The 16,860-nt window shown below is 45.5% G+C and carries 14 protein-coding genes; 7 read left to right on the forward strand and 7 right to left on the reverse strand.

The window, feature by feature from the left end; translation table 11 throughout:
* Positions 1-223 precede the first annotated feature (223 nt).
* From accC to BACCOPRO_RS13050, 5 genes are all read left to right on the forward strand, one after another.
* Entirely contained in the window at positions 224-1,735 is a 1,512-nt protein-coding gene (gene accC / locus BACCOPRO_RS13030; protein ID WP_008144416.1) for an acetyl-CoA carboxylase biotin carboxylase subunit, read from the forward strand.
* Between the two features lie 24 nt (positions 1,736-1,759).
* Positions 1,760-2,278, forward strand: a complete 519-nt coding sequence (locus tag BACCOPRO_RS13035) for an acyl-CoA carboxylase biotin carboxyl carrier protein subunit (protein WP_008144417.1) — start codon at positions 1,760-1,762, stop codon at positions 2,276-2,278.
* A 2-nt stretch (positions 2,279-2,280) separates the two neighbouring features.
* Positions 2,281-3,813: an acyl-CoA carboxylase subunit beta gene (locus tag BACCOPRO_RS13040; protein WP_008144418.1), complete on the forward strand. Its 1,533-nt coding sequence runs from the start codon at positions 2,281-2,283 to the stop codon at positions 3,811-3,813.
* A 160-nt stretch (positions 3,814-3,973) separates the two neighbouring features.
* Complete coding sequence (locus BACCOPRO_RS13045) at positions 3,974-4,489, forward strand: TlpA family protein disulfide reductase (RefSeq protein WP_118400142.1); 516 nt, start codon at positions 3,974-3,976, stop codon at positions 4,487-4,489.
* 3 nt (positions 4,490-4,492) lie between these two features.
* A complete protein-coding gene (locus tag BACCOPRO_RS13050) occupies positions 4,493-5,299 on the forward strand; it encodes an N-acetylmuramoyl-L-alanine amidase family protein (protein WP_008144420.1) in 807 nt (268 codons plus the stop codon).
* Between the two features lie 124 nt (positions 5,300-5,423).
* Here the strand turns inward: BACCOPRO_RS13050 and BACCOPRO_RS13055 are convergent, their stop codons facing one another.
* Both BACCOPRO_RS13055 and BACCOPRO_RS13060 read right to left on the reverse strand, forming a co-directional pair.
* Positions 5,424-6,386 carry a hypothetical protein gene (locus tag BACCOPRO_RS13055; RefSeq protein ID WP_008144421.1) on the reverse strand — a complete coding sequence of 321 codons (963 nt, stop codon included), beginning with the start codon at positions 6,384-6,386 and terminating at the stop codon, positions 5,424-5,426.
* 147 nt (positions 6,387-6,533) lie between these two features.
* Positions 6,534-8,684: an alpha-L-fucosidase gene (locus tag BACCOPRO_RS13060; RefSeq protein WP_008144422.1), complete on the reverse strand. Its 2,151-nt coding sequence runs from the start codon at positions 8,682-8,684 to the stop codon at positions 6,534-6,536.
* A 554-nt stretch (positions 8,685-9,238) separates the two neighbouring features.
* Between BACCOPRO_RS13060 and BACCOPRO_RS13065 the strand changes: the two genes are divergently transcribed.
* Entirely contained in the window at positions 9,239-11,716 is a 2,478-nt protein-coding gene (locus tag BACCOPRO_RS13065; RefSeq protein WP_008144424.1) for a glycoside hydrolase family 95 protein, read from the forward strand.
* Positions 11,717-11,773: 57 nt separating this feature from the next.
* Here BACCOPRO_RS13065 and recA read toward each other — a convergent pair whose 3' ends face one another.
* From recA to BACCOPRO_RS13080, 3 genes are all read right to left on the reverse strand, one after another.
* On the reverse strand, positions 11,774-12,826 hold the full coding sequence (recA, locus tag BACCOPRO_RS13070) for a recombinase RecA (RefSeq protein ID WP_008144425.1): 1,053 nt from the start codon (positions 12,824-12,826) through the stop codon (positions 11,774-11,776).
* A 27-nt stretch (positions 12,827-12,853) separates the two neighbouring features.
* The gene (gene bcp / locus BACCOPRO_RS13075; RefSeq protein ID WP_008144426.1) at positions 12,854-13,303 is read right to left on the reverse strand and encodes a thioredoxin-dependent thiol peroxidase; all 450 of its coding nucleotides are present in this window, start codon (positions 13,301-13,303) and stop codon (positions 12,854-12,856) included.
* A 104-nt stretch (positions 13,304-13,407) separates the two neighbouring features.
* Positions 13,408-14,601 carry a saccharopine dehydrogenase family protein gene (locus BACCOPRO_RS13080; protein WP_008144428.1) on the reverse strand — a complete coding sequence of 398 codons (1,194 nt, stop codon included), beginning with the start codon at positions 14,599-14,601 and terminating at the stop codon, positions 13,408-13,410.
* A gap of 137 nt (positions 14,602-14,738) precedes the next feature.
* Here BACCOPRO_RS13080 and BACCOPRO_RS13085 point away from each other — a divergent pair, with 137 nt between their 5' ends.
* Positions 14,739-15,545 (forward strand): META domain-containing protein, encoded by an 807-nt coding sequence (locus tag BACCOPRO_RS13085; RefSeq protein ID WP_008144430.1) that lies wholly within the window; start codon positions 14,739-14,741, stop codon positions 15,543-15,545.
* Positions 15,546-15,607: 62 nt separating this feature from the next.
* Here the strand turns inward: BACCOPRO_RS13085 and BACCOPRO_RS13090 are convergent, their stop codons facing one another.
* Together BACCOPRO_RS13090 and BACCOPRO_RS13095 are read right to left on the reverse strand one after the other, a co-directional pair.
* Complete coding sequence (locus tag BACCOPRO_RS13090) at positions 15,608-16,384, reverse strand: LytR/AlgR family response regulator transcription factor (protein WP_008144432.1); 777 nt, start codon at positions 16,382-16,384, stop codon at positions 15,608-15,610.
* Positions 16,377-16,860, reverse strand: a 484-nt coding sequence (locus BACCOPRO_RS13095) for a sensor histidine kinase (protein ID WP_008144433.1), incomplete at its 5' end; no start/stop codon positions are given. The genes BACCOPRO_RS13095 and BACCOPRO_RS13090, both read right to left, overlap by 8 nt.

The following is a 16,860-nucleotide window of genomic DNA, read 5'->3' on the forward strand; positions in this document are numbered from 1 at the left end:
TTACCGAAGTATTGTATTTTTACATCTTACTTTATACTAAAAATCATATAATGAACAAAAAAAACACCTTAAATAACGGGTATTGCTCTTTTTTTTCTAATTTTGCACAGTTTTAGGAATCGTGTGCTAATACTCTTAAGCATAGTTTCCATGTATAGATCGTCCTCTTGCTGCATGAGTGTGGGTGGACAAACGAGTGAAGAATATAACTAAAACGTAAAGCATGATACAGAAAGTATTGATCGCTAACCGTGGTGAAATAGCAGTTCGTGTAATGCGCTCTTGTCGTGAGATGGGCATCCGTTCTGTGGCAGTCTTTTCTGAGGCAGACCGAACAGCACGCCACGTTCTTTATGCAGACGAAGCCTGCCTGATTGGTCCGGCAGCATCTCGTGAAAGTTATCTGAATATCGATAAGATTATCATGGCAGCCAAACGTCATGGCGCGGATGCAATTCATCCGGGATATGGTTTCTTATCTGAAAATTCTGAGTTTGCACGTCGTTGCAAGCAGGAAGGAATCATCTTTATTGGTCCTGATCCTGAAACTATGGATGCGATGGGGGATAAGATTTCCGCTCGTAAACACATGATTGCGGCTGGAGTACCTGTCGTTCCCGGAACGGAACAACCTCTGCAGAGTGTAGAAGAAGCAAAGGAAATCTGTAATCGGATCGGTTATCCTGTGATGCTGAAAGCTTCAATGGGTGGCGGTGGAAAAGGTATGCGTCTTATCCACAACGTCGATGAAGTGGAAGAGGCATATAATACAGCTCGTTCAGAATCAATGTCTTCATTTGGCGATGATACCGTTTATCTGGAGAAGTTTGTTGAAGAACCTCATCATATTGAGTTCCAGATTCTGGGAGATAATTATGGCAATGCTGTTCATTTGTTTGAACGTGAATGTTCTATTCAGCGCCGTAACCAGAAAATAGTAGAAGAAACACCTTCTCCTTTCGTTACTCCGGAATTGCGTCAGAAAATGGGAGAGGCTGCAGTTGCTGCTGCTAAAGCTGTTAACTACAAAGGAGCCGGAACCATTGAATTCCTGGTAGACAAGCATCGTAATTTCTATTTCCTTGAAATGAATACCCGTCTTCAGGTAGAACATCCTATTACTGAAGAAGTCGTTGGTGTTGACCTGGTAAAAGAACAGATTCGTGTAGCTAACAATGAACCGTTGCATTTTAAGCAGGAAGATCTGAAGCAGCGTGGTCATGCCATTGAGTGCCGTATCTGTGCCGAAGATACAGATAACAACTTTATGCCTTCACCTGGTATTCTTCGTCAGCTGATGGAACCGAACGGTATCGGTGTCCGTATTGACAGTGCAGTATACGAAGGATATGAAATTCCTATCTATTACGACCCGATGATCGGTAAGCTGATTGTATGGGCAACTACCCGTCAGTTTGCCATCGAACGTATGCGTCGTGTGCTTTATGAATATAAGATTACAGGTTTGAAGACTAACATCAGCTATTTGCGTCACATCATGCATGTACCTGATTTTGTTGAAGGACATTATAATACCTTGTTTATTCCGAAGCATCAGGATATGCTGAAGGAATGGGCCGGTAAGAAGGAAGAAGAAACAGAAAATATCGCTATGATTGCTGCCTATATCGATTATCTGATGAACCTGGAAGAGAACAAGTCTGCTTCTTCTGATAACCGTCCGATCAGCCGCTGGCGTGAGTTTGGCCTTCAGAAAGGTGTGTTGCGTATTTAATGTTTAACTGACGAAAGAACTTTTATGGAAATACATATCGGTGACAGAGTTGCAGATGTAACCTTGGTCAGCAAGGATGGTAATAAAGTGCAGTTGACAATTGACGGCACTCCTTACGATGTAGATATTGTAATGGCAGAAAACGGAAGCTGCTCTATTCTGCATGACGGTAAGTCATTCAATGCGGAACTGATCCGTAAAGAAGGTGGAAAGAGCTACACTGTTAATGCTCATTATCAGTCATATAATATTGACATCATCGACTCTCAGGCAAAATACTTGCGTATGCGTAAGGGAGCTGATGAAAAACAACAGGATAAGATCGTTTCTCCGATGCCGGGTAAAGTCGTTAAGATTCCGGTTAAGGCAGGCGATCGTCTGCAGGCTGGTGATATCGTTGTTGTGATTGAAGCCATGAAGATGCAGAGTAATTATAAGGTAAACAGTGAGTGTGTCGTAAAAGAAATTCTGGTTAATGAAGGAGACTCCGTAAACAGCAACCAGGTGATTATGACTCTTGACGTTATTAAAGAAGAAGATTAATTATGACAGTAGCAGAACAATATAAAAAGTTTGAAGAGCTGGATAAACTGGCTTCTCAGGGTGGAGGTATTGAGCGTGTAGAAAAGCAGCATGCCAATGGTCACATGACTGCCCGTGAACGTATTGATATGCTTCTCGACAAGGGAACATTCAATGAACTGGATAAATTTGTAATTCATCATTGCTCTGATTTCGGTATGGACAAGAAACACATACCGGGTGACGGCATTGTATGCGGTTATGGAAAAATCGACGGTCGTCTGGTGTATGTATATGCATACGATTTTACCGTTTATGGCGGAACTTTGAGTGCTACAGGTGCACAGAAGATTGTCAAAGTACAGCAGCTGGCGCTGAAGAACGGTGCTCCGGTGATTGCTTTGAATGACTCGGGAGGTGCCCGTATTCAGGAAGGTGTAGGAAGTATTTCCGGTTATGCATCTATCTTCTACCAGAATACGATTGCATCGGGAGTAATTCCTCAGATCTCAGCCATTCTGGGTCCGTGTGCCGGTGGTGCATGCTACTCTCCGGCGTTGACTGACTTTATTTTTATGGTAAAGGAAAAGAGTCACATGTTTATTACCGGTCCGGATGTTGTGAAGGCCGTAACTCACGAAGAAGTTGACAAAGAAGAACTGGGAGGTGCTTATACACACAGCAGCAAGAGCGGTGTAACTCATTTCCTGTGTGACACTGAAGAAGAAACTTTGATGAGCATCCGTGAATTGCTGAGCTTCCTGCCGTCCAATAACATGGAAGATGCTCCGGTTCAGCCTTGTTCAGATGATATCCGCCGCGCTGATGAATCTTTGATGAGCGTGATTCCTGATGATCCGAACATGCCTTACGACATCAAGAATATCATTGAACCGGTAGTGGATAACCACTATTTCTTCGAAGTAATGCCTCACTTCGCTAAAAATATTGTAGTAGGTTTTGCCCGTTTGGGTGGACGTTCTGTGGGTATCGTTGCCAACCAGCCCGCTTATCTGGCAGGTGTTCTTGATATTGATGCTTCAGACAAGGCTTCACGTTTCATCCGTTTCTGCGACTGCTTCAATATTCCAATCGTGACATTTGAAGATGTTCCCGGCTTCTTGCCCGGATGTACACAGGAACATAACGGTATCATCCGTCATGGAGCGAAGATTGTTTATGCTTATGCTGAGGCTACAGTTCCTAAGATTACGGTAATTACCCGTAAGGCTTATGGTGGTGCTTATATCGTTATGAACAGTAAACCGATCGGTTCAGATGTGAACTTCTCTTATCCGACTGCCGAGATTGCCGTTATGGGAGCAGACGGAGCAGTGAACATCCTTTACCGCAAGGCTACTCCGGAAGAAAAGGCAAAGGCTGTAGAAGAATACAAGGAAAAATTCTCTAATCCTTATCGTGCAGCCGAGCAGGGATATATCGATGAGATTATTTTGCCGAAGGATACTCGCTTCAAACTGATTCAGGCTTTGGAAATGACTCAGAACAAGAGCCAGAGCAATCCTCCTAAGAAACATGGTAACATGCCGTTGTAAAAAGCGGATGATCTATAAGAAACCTATTTAGAGCACGGATTTCACGGATTGGTATGGAGAGAGAGTTCTCTGCACCGCTCCGTGTAATCCGTGCCTTTTTATTGTAAAAGTTCAAGAAAGTATGAAAAAGTGGAGTAAATTCTTTACCGTTGCACTGGCTATGGCTGGATTCCTTTTCGCCGGAACACCGCAAGCCTGTTCGCAACAGCCGGATGCCGATGCAGCCGGATATATCGTGAAGGTGGGTGATATGGCCCCTGACTTTGAAATGACTTTGACAGACGGAACACAAGTGAAGCTGTCTTCACTGCGCGGAAAAGTGGTTATGTTGCAGTTTACAGCCAGCTGGTGTGGAGTATGCCGGAAAGAGATGCCTTTTATTGAGAAGGATATCTGGCAGAAGCACAAGGACAACTCAAAGTTTGCCTTGTATGGAATAGACCGTGATGAACCGTTGGAGCGTGTCAAGGCTTTTGCCTCGCAGACGAAGATTACCTATCCGCTGGGACTGGATCCGGGAGCTGATATTTTTGCCCGTTATGCGGAGAGAAACGCCGGAATTACCCGTAATGTCCTGATTGATGAAACCGGAAAAATCGTCATGATGACCCGTTTGTATAATGAAGAAGAGTTTGCTTCTTTGTGCCGGAAGATTGATGAACTGTTGGAAAAGTAAACGATGAGATTTGGATTATTGACAATATGGCTTCTTTTTCTGCTGGCGCTTCCTTTGAATGCAAAGAAGGAGAGAAAGCCGGGATATGAGCCGTTGTTTGGAAAGGCTCAGGCTGCTTATAAAGTGACCTCCAGTTCGTTGAAGGGAGCGACTTTTTATCTTGTAAGCGGTCATGGTGGTCCGGATCCCGGATGTATCGGAAAATATCAGGGCCATGAGTTGCATGAAGATGAATATGCCTATGACATCATTCTTCGTCTGGGACGGGAACTGATGAAGCGGGGAGCCAAGGTTCACTTTATTATTCAAGACGCAAAGGATGGTATCCGCAATCAGGCCATCTTAAAAAACAGCAAACGTGAAACCTGTATGGGAAAAGCGATTCCGCTGAATCAGGTTGCCCGTCTGAAACAGCGCTGTGATGCCGTGAATGCGCTTTATCGAAAGGATAAAGGCCGGTATAAAAGAGCCATCTTCATTCATGTGGACAGCCGTTCTCGGCGTAACCAGACAGATGTGTTCTTCTATCATGCACCCGGAAGCAGTAAGGGAAGAGTACTGACCCGTGAGCTGCAAAGAACATTTCAGAGCAAATACAGACAGCACCAGCCGAACCGCGGCTTTGATGGTTCAGTCAGTGAACGCAATCTGTATGTGCTTCGCAATACGGCTCCGGTAGCTGCATTTCTTGAAGTCGGAAACATTCAGAATGCACAGGATCAGAAACGTCTGGTGATTCCTAACAACCGTCAGGCTTTGGCCAATTGGATTACTGAAGCTCTGGTGAAAGATTATAAGCGGAACAAATAATACAGTCTGCAACTGTCAGGCTGAAAAACAACGGGAGATGAGGATCGTCGTTTTTCATCTCCCGTTCGTTTTCTATGGAATCCGGCAAAAGGGTTACTTTCGTTCAGCCGGTGTTTTATTTAAATTATTTGAGATTTTTCAGGGCCTCCATGGTCTTCTGGAGCAGTTCCGGATTGGGAACATTCTTTTTCCCTGTTATGGCAAGGGCGAAATTCTCAGCCATGATTTCTTCCGGATTGGTGGTGTAAGGAGTGTTCTGTCCCACCAGCGTATGGAAGTCTTCAGCCTGATCGATGGAGTAAATGATGGCCTTTCCGTCTTTTTGCTTGGGGATTAAGGCTTCATCCAGCGGAACCAGTCCTACTTTCAGATACTGGCTTAATTCTCCGCCTTCATAATTCCGGTCTGTATAGATGATCATTGTACACTCTTCTTTTTCCCCGTTGATGGTAAAAGGAGCGTATGAATCGTAGGTATAAAAGTCCGGATTGGAGATACGTTTTTCCTGCACATCTATGGGTAACAGGATCTCGTGTTGGGCTACCTTAAACCCGATAACAGCATACATCGCTTTCCGGAATTCCGGATTATTGCGGCTCAGGATGTGAAATACCTCGTTGGCCATCAGCCGTTCCAGTTCTTCTGCCGAAGCTTTTTCCAGCGCTTTTTCGCCGACGGCAATCCAGTTTTTCCGTGTGTAGGCCGGAATGTTTCCTTCTTCTTTCATTGAAGTCTTCAGCAGGATGATTTCCGAGGGATATTGGAGGGATACTTTCTGTTTGCGCAGTTTTTCGCTGAGTCCGTTCATGACCTTTGTGATCATTTCTTTTTCCTGGTCGCTCCAGTTGCGGGTTTCATTCATTCCCAGCCGCAGGAGTTCAGACTTTCTTCCGTCCGGTTTTTGCAGTCTTGCACAGATATCGAATTGATTCCATCGGTTGGTATATTCGTCAATGTCAGTGATCAGCATCTGAGCTTCAGCTTTTGTTGCAAACCGGAAGGGCAGGGTGGAAGTTGATTTCTGAGCCAGTGCTGTGAGTGCACAGCAGCAAAAACAAAAGGCAGAAATTAAGTGAATCAGTTTCATGGTTATGTCTTTTCGTTTAGGTTACTACTACACTTTCCCGAAAGAAAGTTTGTAAATATAGTAGATTTTTTTGTCTTTTTCAGAGTCTTAAACGAAAAGTTTTCTGATTCACCTAATTTCTGCCTGAGTATCAGGGATGCTGTTTTATCAGAATAAATCTACTTCTGCAGCTGCTACCGACTTGTTTCCGGCTGCAACTTCAGTGGTTTCGATTCTGACATAGCGGGCATTCACCTTATCTTTGAGGTAGTAATAGCGTTTGGTCGGGTCGTTGATGAGGTTACCGAACTCAAATCTTCCTGCCTCTTTCCAGCTCTTGCCGTCACTGCTTGTTTTCAGGATTCCTTTGGCCATCATGCCGTCTGAGTTTTCTGTCTGAGGAGTGTAAGCAAATCCTGCCAGTTCACATTCCTTGCCCAGATCAATGGTAATGGCTGCATTGGTTCCGTTAGCCTTCCAGTACGTAGCCGGATTTTCATCGGCTGCCAATTGGGCTTCATGCTTGTCGGCTGCAGATCCTGTTGCTGTTACTTTCCAGTTTTGCTTGATGTATCCCAGTTGTTCGTGGCATACTTCGCCTTTGTCTCCGTGAAGGATAGATACAGCCTTGATTTCTCCGCGATCCATGCTGAACGGTTCCTTGAATTCCGGTGAGTTGACATCCGGTTCGCTTCCGTCTGTTGTATAATGGATCTTGAATCCTGCATTCAGGTTGGCAGCAACGTCTTCACCGTGAGCCTTCCAGTTAAAGTCCTGCTTACGGGCCTGGATGTTGACTTTTCCGTCGATGCTTCTGGTAATTTCCAGTCTTGGCGGACGTGAAGCATAGTAGTGTGCAGAAACCGTTGCAATGGCCGGAGTCAGACGTGACTGCAGGACGCGTACACGTATTTTGTCGGTTGTAACATCCGGGAAGCGGAGAATACGTTTGTAACCGATGTTGGTAGCTTTGGCGATTTCTTTCCACTGTCCGTCTACCCATGCATCTACGGCATGTTCTTCCACGCGTTCACTGTATTCACCGACATTTTCCTGAAGAACCACACGGTTGATGGTGACAGGTTCTTTCAGTGAGAAGACAGTTCCCTTTTCACCAGCCGGTACGGCAACGTATGTATTCAGGTCATTGTCCAGCAATTCCTTCGCACCCTTGCTGTCAGCCAGCAGGTTTACAGAATAAGTATCCTGAATCCGTTTACCTACTTCATGCAGCACTTCGACGTCTTTATCCGAGAAGCGTCCGTCTCTGTTGGGCGGAATATTGAGCAGGAATGTAGAGTTGCCACCGACAGCTCTTTCGTAGATATCGAATACATCATCAGCGCTTCTTACCTTCTGATGTGTATCGTCGCGGTAGAACCATCCTTCACGTATGGAAGTATTGGTTTCAGCCTGCTGATAGTGCAGATACTTGGCTTTGTAGAGCTGTTCGCGACTTCCCAGATCCTGTGCTGTCATGTCGGGGAATACGGTAGCCGTGTCAGGTGACTGCGGATAAGGAACAACGTTCCATTCCGTTTCGCGGGTTCCTCCCGATTCGTTACCGCACCAGCGTACGTCTTCACGTCCGAAGATAACAGCTTCCGGAGCAAGTGTGTGAATCAGTTGCTTCCATGCTGCGTAGTTATACTTCTGTCCGCCTTTGGTCTTGGGGTGTGCACCGTCGAACCATACTTCATAGATAGGACCATATTCTGTCAGGATTTCGAAAAGCTGGTTCATGAAATATTCATTATAGTCGTCCAGTTCGAATTCAAACTTGGTCTTGTTGGCAAACGGTCTTCCGGGTACTTCCCGCGGGATGGTCCGTTTGGTATATTTGCTCAGGTTTCCGTAAAGTCCTTTCGGATTTTCGATCTGAAACAAGTCAGCCGGTGACAGATAGACACCCAGTTTCAGTCCGAACTTCTGGCAGGAAGCTGAAAGATCTTTCAGAATATCGCCTTTTCCGTCGCGGAATCCGGTAGACATGATACCGTGATCCGTATAGCGGCTTTGCCAGAGAACGAATCCGTCATGATGCTTGACTGTGAGGATAACCATCTTGATGCCTGCAGCCTTCATGGCTTCACACCACTGGTCGGTGTCCAGTTCTTTCAGATCGAAAATTTTCGGATCTTCTTTTCCGCTTCCCCATTCCATACGGGTAAATGTATTGGGTCCCATGTGGATGAAAGCGATGAATTCATTTTTCAGGGCATTCAACTGGTTCGGGGTAGGCACAACGTGTGCTGCCTTTTCGATGATCTGTTCCGGAGTATCCGTTTCTTCAATTTTGATTGTGTTGCTGCACTCCATGGTTTTTTCTGCCACGGGAGTAGAGCATGATGCAAAAGCAATGCAGGCTATTCCGAGTCCGCAAAGCCAATTTTTTGAGGTTAGATTCAAAGTGGTTTTCATACAATTTAAAAATGAATAAATAGGTTTGGTCTGACAGAAAGACGCCGCTAAGTTAGTTAAAAAAAAAGAATTGGACAAAAATGGACCGATAATCTTCCGATTTTGTAGATTGAGGGCTTCCTGAATCGACCGCACGATTGGGCTTCAACGACCGCACGATTGAGCCCTAACGACCGCATAATTCAGCCTCATCGACTGCACGTTTTCAGCCGGGTGTCTGGAAGGCTTGGAGCTTTTAAAAAAACGTTTCGGCGAATTGATTTAAACGTTTCGTCAAATGCATTAAAACGTCGAAGTCTTTTTTAAAAACGTGGCGAGGCTTTTTTCGGTATATTTAGAGTGGATGTATTCTAAAACTTTTATATCTTAGCGCAGATTTAGAACAGGTGTTACTGACAGAAAGCATTTTGTTTATAAAATAGTGTTGGAGTTTGTAGAAGCAAACGTAGTTTATGAAAAGAAAAAGACTAATTTGTTGGGGTGCCCTCTTATGGGCGTCTTGTGCTTTGCCGGGCTCCCTGTTTGCGCAAAAGAGCGGACAGGTTATCTGGTTTGACACTCCCAATCCATCGGTTTCGGTACCGGTTTGGGGAGACGGAGAGGTTCCTGTTACAGCCGGCAGTTTTGGAGCGAATAAAGACCGTGCCTGGGAACATACGTCGCTTCCGGTGGGAAACGGCAGTATCGGTGCCAATATTATGGGCTCAGTGTCGGTGGAACGTTTCACGTTTAATGAGAAAACGTTGTGGCGGGGAGGTCCGCGTACGGTTAAGAATGCGGCTTCTTATTGGAATGTGAACAAAGAGTCTGCTCATGTCCTGAAAGATATCCGTCAGGCTTTTGCCGACGGAAATGTGGAAAAAGCAACCCAGCTTACGCAGGACAATTTTAACAGTGAAGTACCCTATGAAGCGGATGCGGAAGAGCCTTTCCGTTTCGGAAGTTTTACTTCTTGCGGAGAATTCCGGATTCAGACAGGACTTGATGAGCAGAAATATTCCGGATATTCACGTTCTCTGTTGCTTGACTCGGCTCTGGTGACGGTACGTTTTGAACAGGAAGGAGTGCATTATCGGCGTGATTTCTTTACGTCTTATCCTCACAACGTGATGGTCGTACGGTTTACGGCCGATCAGGAAAAGCGTCAGAATCTTGTCCTGAATTATACTCCGAATCCTCTCTCACATGGAAAGTTCAAGGCAGAAAACCGTGATGGATTCTGTTTCGACGCCCGTCTGGACAATAACCAGATGCACTATGTCGTTCGTGCGAAAGCCGTTGCCGAGGGAGGAAAAGTATGGACCGACCGTCAGGGAAATATCCATGTGGAAGGTGCGGACGAAGTTTATTTCCTGATCACGGCTGATACGGATTATCAGATTAATTTTGATCCGGACTTTAAGGATCCCAAAACTTATGTGGGAGTTGATCCGTTGCGAACCACCCGTGAATGGATGAAGCAGGCTGCATCTTTGTCGTATGCAGAACTGTTGGGTGAACATTATACGGACTATGCTGCCCTGTTCGGCCGGACACAGCTGGAACTTAATCCCGACCAGAAGGGAGGCATGACGCTTCCGACTCCCCGCAGACTGGAACGTTACCGTACGGGAGCTCCAGACTATTCACTGGAGTCGCTCTACTATCAGTTCGGACGTTACCTGCTGATAGCCAGTTCACGGCCGGGAAATCTTCCTGCCAACCTGCAAGGTATGTGGCATAATAATGTCGACGGTCCATGGAGAGTGGATTATCACAATAATATAAATGTGCAGATGAATTACTGGCCGGCCTGTCCGACTAACCTGTCTGAGTGCGAACAGCCTTTAATTGACTTCATCCGTATGCAGGTGAAACCGGGTAAGGAAACGGCACGGGCTTATTTCGGTGCACGGGGATGGACCACTTCCATTTCTTCCAATATATTTGGATTCACGACTCCTTTGCGTGACAAGGATATGTCATGGAACTTTTCACCGGTGGCCGGTCCCTGGCTGGCAACTCATGTGTGGAATTATTATGACTACACGCGCGATCTGGAATTCCTGCGCACGGTAGGTTACGACCTGATCAAGGGAGCTGCTGACTTCTCGGTTGATTATTTGTGGCACAAGCCGGACGGAACCTATACGGCCGCTCCTTCCACTTCACCCGAACATGGTCCGATAGATCAGGGAGCTACATTCTCACATGCCGTAATCCGTGAAATTCTGCTTGATGCCATTGAAGCAAGCCGGACACTGAACGTTGATGAGCAGGAACGTGCCCGTTGGGAGGAAGTTCTTCAGGGAATGCCTCCGTACCAGATCGGACGATATGGACAGCTGATGGAATGGTCGAAAGATATCGACGATCCGTTCGATGAGCACCGGCATGTCAATCATCTTTTCGCTCTGCATCCGGGACATACGATTTCTCCGGTAACGACTCCAAAGCTGGCGAAGGCGGCACGTGTCGTACTGGAACATCGCGGTGATGGAGCTACGGGCTGGAGTATGGGCTGGAAACTGAATCAGTGGGCCCGGCTTCAGGATGGTAACCGGGCGTATACCTTGTATGGAAACCTGCTAAAGAATGGAACGAATGACAACCTCTGGGACAGTCATCCGCCCTTCCAGATTGATGGAAATTTCGGAGGTACGGCCGGAGTAACTGAGATGTTGCTGCAGAGCCATGCCGGATTTATCCAGTTGTTGCCGGCACTGCCTGATGTATGGCATGACGGTAAGCTGACCGGTGTCCGGGCGCGCGGTAATTTTGTATTGGATCTTTATTGGGAAGACAACAACCTGAAACGTGCTGTCGTTCATTCCGGTTCGGGTTTGCCTTGTCACATTCTTTATAAAGGAAAGGAACTGAAGTTTCAGACGGAAGCCGGAAAGGCTTATACGCTGGAATGGAAGGATGGCCAGCTGAACGTGGTTGGTTAAAATGTTTTTCAAAAAAGTAGTGGTGCCCGATTGGACACCACTATCTTTTTTATCTCTTTATTCTTTATCTTTCAAAGCGTTGAAAATAAGTCCTTCCAACTCTTCTGCAAGTTCCGGATTGTCCTGAATGCATTGTTTGGCAGCATCGCGGCCTTGTCCCAGTTTGGTATCGTTGTAACTGTACCAGGAACCGCTCTTCTTGATGATGCCCAGTTCAGCACCCAGATCGATGATTTCGCCGCTGCGGGAAATACCTTCACCAAACATGATGTCGAATTCAGCTTTGCGGAAAGGAGGAGCAACTTTGTTCTTTACTACTTTCACGCGTACCTGGTTACCGATCACTTCTTCTCCGTCTTTCAGCTGGTTGGCACGCCGGATGTCCAGACGTACGGAAGCATAGAATTTCAGGGCGTTACCGCCGGTGGTTGTTTCCGGATTGCCGAACATGACACCGATTTTCTCACGCAACTGATTGATGAAGATACAGGTGGTATTGGTTTTGCTGATGGCCGAAGTCAGTTTACGAAGAGCTTGCGACATCAGTCTCGCCTGTAAACCTACTCTGTTGTCACCCATGTCGCCTTCGATTTCAGCTTTCGGAGTCAGTGCGGCTACCGAGTCGATCACGATAATGTCGATAGCCGATGAACGGATCAGCTGTTCTGCGATTTCCAGAGCCTGTTCTCCGTTATCCGGCTGTGAGATCCAGAGATTGTCGATATCTACTCCCAGTTTGGCCGCATAGAAACGGTCGAAAGCATGTTCTGCATCAATGAATGCGGCGATACCTCCGGCTTTTTGAGCTTCCGCAATGGCATGAATGGCCAGTGTGGTTTTACCGGATGATTCCGGACCATAGATTTCAATGATACGTCCTTTGGGATATCCGCCAACTCCCAGTGCTGCATTCAATGCAATGGAACCGGTGGGGATCACTTCCACTTCCTGCACATGATCGTCTCCCATTTTCATGATAGAGCCTTTTCCGAAACTTTTCTCTATCTTGTCCATGGCAGCCTGCAGTGCTTTCAGTTTTTCGCTGTTATTGGGTTTCGGAGTGCTGCTTTCCACTCCTCCTTCAAATTCGAGTTCGTCTTTTTTTGCCATTGTCTGTAGTCTTTTAATTTATATTTCTTATTTCAGAATCTGTGCGGCATGATCCTTGGTCTTGATTTCCTTAGGCAAAATGATCCGTTCAATGATTCCTTCTTCGTTGATAATAAAGGTTGTACGGAAGGTGCCCATGTACTTTCTTCCATACATGCTCTTTTCGCCCCATACGCCAAATTCCTGTACCAGTTTCTGCTCGGTATCGGCAATGAGTGTAAACGGCAATGAATTTTTCTCGATAAATTTCTGATGCGATTTTTGGTCATTGATGCTGACACCAATTACTTCGTATCCCTGTTTACGTAATTCTTCGTAATTGTCGCGCAGGTTACATGCCTGGGCTGTACATCCTGAGGTCATGTCTTTCGGATAGAAGTAAAGTACGATTTTCCGTCCTTTATAGTTGCTCAGACGGATTTCTTCTCCTTTTTCGTTGAGTCCTAAAAACTCAGGTGCTTTGTCTCCTATATTCATAAGTAAAAATGATGGGGAACTCTATAAAAAAGGAAATTGAGAGCCGAAAAAGAGAATCCTGACTTCCTTTTCCGGTTCCCAATTTCCAGATGTCTATTGATGAATTACAGTTCGAGATCGCCGTCGAACACTTCGTGCCATGGCAATCCGTTCTTGTTCAGTTCGTCCATGAATGGATCCGGATCGAATTCTTCCACATTCCATACACCCGGACGTTTCCAAAGGCCTTTCAGATACATCATGGCTCCGATCATGGCCGGAACACCGGTTGTATAGCTTACGCCCTGCATACCGGTTTCCTGGTAAGCGGCCTGGTGAGAACAGTTGTTATAAACATAATAAGTACGTTCTTTTCCGTCCTTGATACCCCGGATACGGCAACCGATGGAAGTCTCTCCTTCGTAGTTTTCACCCAGATCCTGCGGATTAGGCAATACGGCTTTCAGGAACTGAAGCGGAACGATTTCCATACCATTATAGTTGATTGGTTCGATGCTGGCCATACCGATGTTCTGGATCACACGCAGGTGAGTCAGGTATTCTTGTCCGAAAGTCATCCAGAAGCGTGCACGCTTGATAGTCGGATAGTTCTTGACAAGTGATTCCAGTTCTTCGTGATACAGCAGGTAAGAGTCGCGCGGACCGATATTCGGATAGGTCAGAGCCTTATGGAACTCCAGCGGCTGGGTTGTAATCCACTGGCCGTTTTCATAATAACGTCCGTTCTGTGTAATCTCACGGATGTTGATTTCCGGATTGAAGTTGGTTGCAAAAGCTTTATGGTGGTTACCTGCATTGCAGTCTACAATGTCGAGATATTGAATTTCGTCGAAATGATGTTTTGCTGCATATGCGGTATATACTCCGCTTACTCCCGGGTCGAATCCACATCCCAGAATGGCTGTCAGTCCGGCTTCTTCGAAGCGTTTCTTATAGGCCCACTGCCAGCTGTATTCAAAGTGAGCTTCATCTTTCGGCTCATAATTGGCTGTATCCAGATAATTCACTCCCGCTTTCAGACAGGCTTCCATGATTGTCAGGTCCTGATAAGGAAGAGCTACGTTGATAACGATTTCAGGTTTAAAACTGTTGAATAAAGTCACCAGTTCATCCACATTGTCTGCATCAACTTTAGCGGTCTTGATGTTCGGGTTGCCGATTGCTTTCACAATCGCGTCACATTTTGACTGGGTACGGCTGGCAATCATCACCTCAGTGAATACTTCAGGATGTTGAGCCACTTTGTGTGCAACAACGGTACCTACACCGCCTGCACCGATAATCAATACTTTACTCATTTATTTAGTTGAACTTTTTATGCCCGGTAAACGTTACCGTTCAGTATGCAAAGATAAGAAATTTTTCCAAACCTGATGCAGTAAATGGAATATCTCTGTATTTTTGCAAAGGAAAGTATAATCAAAACGAAAGTTATATGAAGAAAATGTTTTCAAGTGTGGCAGTGGTTTGTGCTGCCCTGATGATGGCTAGTTGTGGTTCTGGAAAGAATGCAGTTGCCGTCGATCTTTCTGGAGAATGGAATATTGTGGAAGTGAATGGTCAGCAACTTTCTGGAGATTCTGATCCGTTTATTGGTTTTGATATGGAAGGAAAACGCATTTATGGTAATGCCGGATGCAACCGAATGATGGGTGCTTTTGAACTGGATTCTGTAAATGCAGGTAAAATCAAATTGACCCAGATGGGTATGACCCGTATGATGTGTCCGGATATGGAAACAGAACGTGTAGTAACGGAAGCCTTGAACAAAGTAGCCGGATATACTGGAACCGAAGCCGGAGTTGCGTTAACCGATGCTGAAGGTAAGGAACTGGTGATCTTGCAGAAACGTGAGCAAAAGGTATTGTCACTGGCTGATCTGGCAGGTGAATGGAAGATTGCTACAGTGGACGGTGCAGAGGTTGTTGTAGGCAAGGAGGATAAAGTTCCTTTCCTGGCTTTTGATACTGCAGAAATGCGGGTACACGGAAATGCCGGATGCAATCTCATTAACGGCGGCTTCTCACAGGAAGAAGGCCAGCCTGCTTCTTTGCGCTTTTCACAGATGATTTCAACCATGATGGCTGGTCCGAACATGGAACTGGAAGGAAAGATTCTGAAAGCTATTGATCAGGTGAGAAGTTTTGCGGCAGGTGAGAACGGTGTTATCATCTTGCAGGATGCTGAAGGCAATGCCGTATTGACACTTGTAAAGAATACAGAAGGAAAGCTGTCTGAATAATTATGGGAAAGACACAGAAACGGAAGATGTGAACCGAAATATCGTTTCTGTGTCTTTTTTTATTATTTGTTCAGCCAAAGTTTGAGCAAAGGAACCTTGTCCCGGCTGATATAGACGGGATCCTGGGGAGAAGGTTCTATGCGGATAACGGCTTTTCCGTTGAAGTGGTTCTGGATACTTCTGATGGAATCGGCAGAAAGAATATATTGCCTGTTTGCCCGAAAGAAGGTCTGAGGATCCAGTTGGTCTTCCAGCTTGTTTAGCGGAAAATCCAGGACATGTGACTTGTGGTCTCTGGTAACGGCAAATGTAACTTTCTCTTCTGAATAGAAGTAGGCGATATCTGTAACCTGAATGAGATAACATTGTTTATTTCCGGAGATCAGAAAGCGGGTACGGTATTGTTTCTCTTTTTTCTCCATGAAAGATTTTAAAAGCTGCTCGATGTTGTAGTTCTGGCTCTCCGGAGCAGAGGGCGACAGGCGTTCGAATTTGCAGATGGAATCCAGCAGTCTTTCTTCATGAATCGGTTTTAATAAATAATCAATGCTGTTCACCGTAAAGGCACGTACGGCATATTCGTCGTAAGCAGTAGTGAAGACGATCATGCTTTTAGGCTGAGCCTGCTCGATGAAAAGAAAGGAAATGCCGTCATTCAATTGTATGTCCAGGAATATAATGTCCGGATGCGGATTCTCCTTGAACCAGCTGACAGCTCCTTCTATGGTGCCGGGAAGTACGGTAATCTCCCATTCCGGCCGTACTTTCTGGATCATTCTGTTCAGCAGACGGGCTGCCGGGAATTCGTCTTCTATAATTACAGCTTTTATTTTATTCATATAGCAAAGGTACTTTTATAATAAATTTATCCTCGTCGTTTTCGATAATAAGTTCTCTGTTGCACAATAATTTATAGCGTTGGGAAAGATTCATGAGGCCTTTTCCCGAAGAGATGACTCCCTGTTTAAGTTTTATCGGATTGGAAACACTGAGCCAGATTTCATTATTAAGCATTTCTGTTGTCAGGCAGACCTTCATCGGTTTACTGATGCTGATTACATTGTGCTTGATGACGTTTTCTATCAGCAGTTGCAGAGTTAAAGGCGGAATAGGTACATCCCAATATTTGTCGTCAATCCGGTTGTCGATAGCGAGGCAATCCCCCAAACGTACTTTCTGAAGCAGAATGTAAGTATTAAGGAAGTCAAGTTCTTCTTTCAATGGGATGGTATGTTTATCCTGACAATAAAGAATGTATCTGTATGTATCGGCTAGGTTTCGGGTGAATTCTATGGCGTTCATCGGGTTATATTCT

The sequence above is a fragment of the Phocaeicola coprophilus DSM 18228 = JCM 13818 genome, assembly GCF_000157915.1.
In the GTDB taxonomy this organism is placed as follows: Bacteria; Bacteroidota; Bacteroidia; order Bacteroidales; family Bacteroidaceae; genus Phocaeicola; species Phocaeicola coprophilus.

What these genes read in the sequence shown, in the direction of transcription:
- BACCOPRO_RS13055 (WP_008144421.1), bottom strand. Translation starts at nt 6,386, where the DNA reads ATGAAACTGATTCACTTAATTTCTGCCTTTTGTTTTTGCTGCTGTGCA.
- BACCOPRO_RS13035 (WP_008144417.1), top strand. Translation starts at nt 1,760, where the DNA reads ATGGAAATACATATCGGTGACAGAGTTGCAGATGTAACCTTGGTCAGC.
- BACCOPRO_RS13050 (WP_008144420.1), top strand. Translation starts at nt 4,493, where the DNA reads ATGAGATTTGGATTATTGACAATATGGCTTCTTTTTCTGCTGGCGCTT.
- BACCOPRO_RS13060 (WP_008144422.1), bottom strand. Translation starts at nt 8,684, where the DNA reads ATGGAGTGCAGCAACACAATCAAAATTGAAGAAACGGATACTCCGGAA.
- BACCOPRO_RS13080 (WP_008144428.1), bottom strand. Translation starts at nt 14,601, where the DNA reads ATGAGTAAAGTATTGATTATCGGTGCAGGCGGTGTAGGTACCGTTGTT.
- BACCOPRO_RS13040 (WP_008144418.1), top strand. Translation starts at nt 2,281, where the DNA reads ATGACAGTAGCAGAACAATATAAAAAGTTTGAAGAGCTGGATAAACTG.
- BACCOPRO_RS13065 (WP_008144424.1), top strand. Translation starts at nt 9,239, where the DNA reads ATGAAAAGAAAAAGACTAATTTGTTGGGGTGCCCTCTTATGGGCGTCT.
- BACCOPRO_RS13045 (WP_118400142.1), top strand. Translation starts at nt 3,974, where the DNA reads ATGGCTGGATTCCTTTTCGCCGGAACACCGCAAGCCTGTTCGCAACAG.
- BACCOPRO_RS13085 (WP_008144430.1), top strand. Translation starts at nt 14,739, where the DNA reads ATGAAGAAAATGTTTTCAAGTGTGGCAGTGGTTTGTGCTGCCCTGATG.
- recA (WP_008144425.1), bottom strand. Translation starts at nt 12,826, where the DNA reads ATGGCAAAAAAAGACGAACTCGAATTTGAAGGAGGAGTGGAAAGCAGC.
- accC (WP_008144416.1), top strand. Translation starts at nt 224, where the DNA reads ATGATACAGAAAGTATTGATCGCTAACCGTGGTGAAATAGCAGTTCGT.
- BACCOPRO_RS13090 (WP_008144432.1), bottom strand. Translation starts at nt 16,384, where the DNA reads ATGAATAAAATAAAAGCTGTAATTATAGAAGACGAATTCCCGGCAGCC.
- bcp (WP_008144426.1), bottom strand. Translation starts at nt 13,303, where the DNA reads ATGAATATAGGAGACAAAGCACCTGAGTTTTTAGGACTCAACGAAAAA.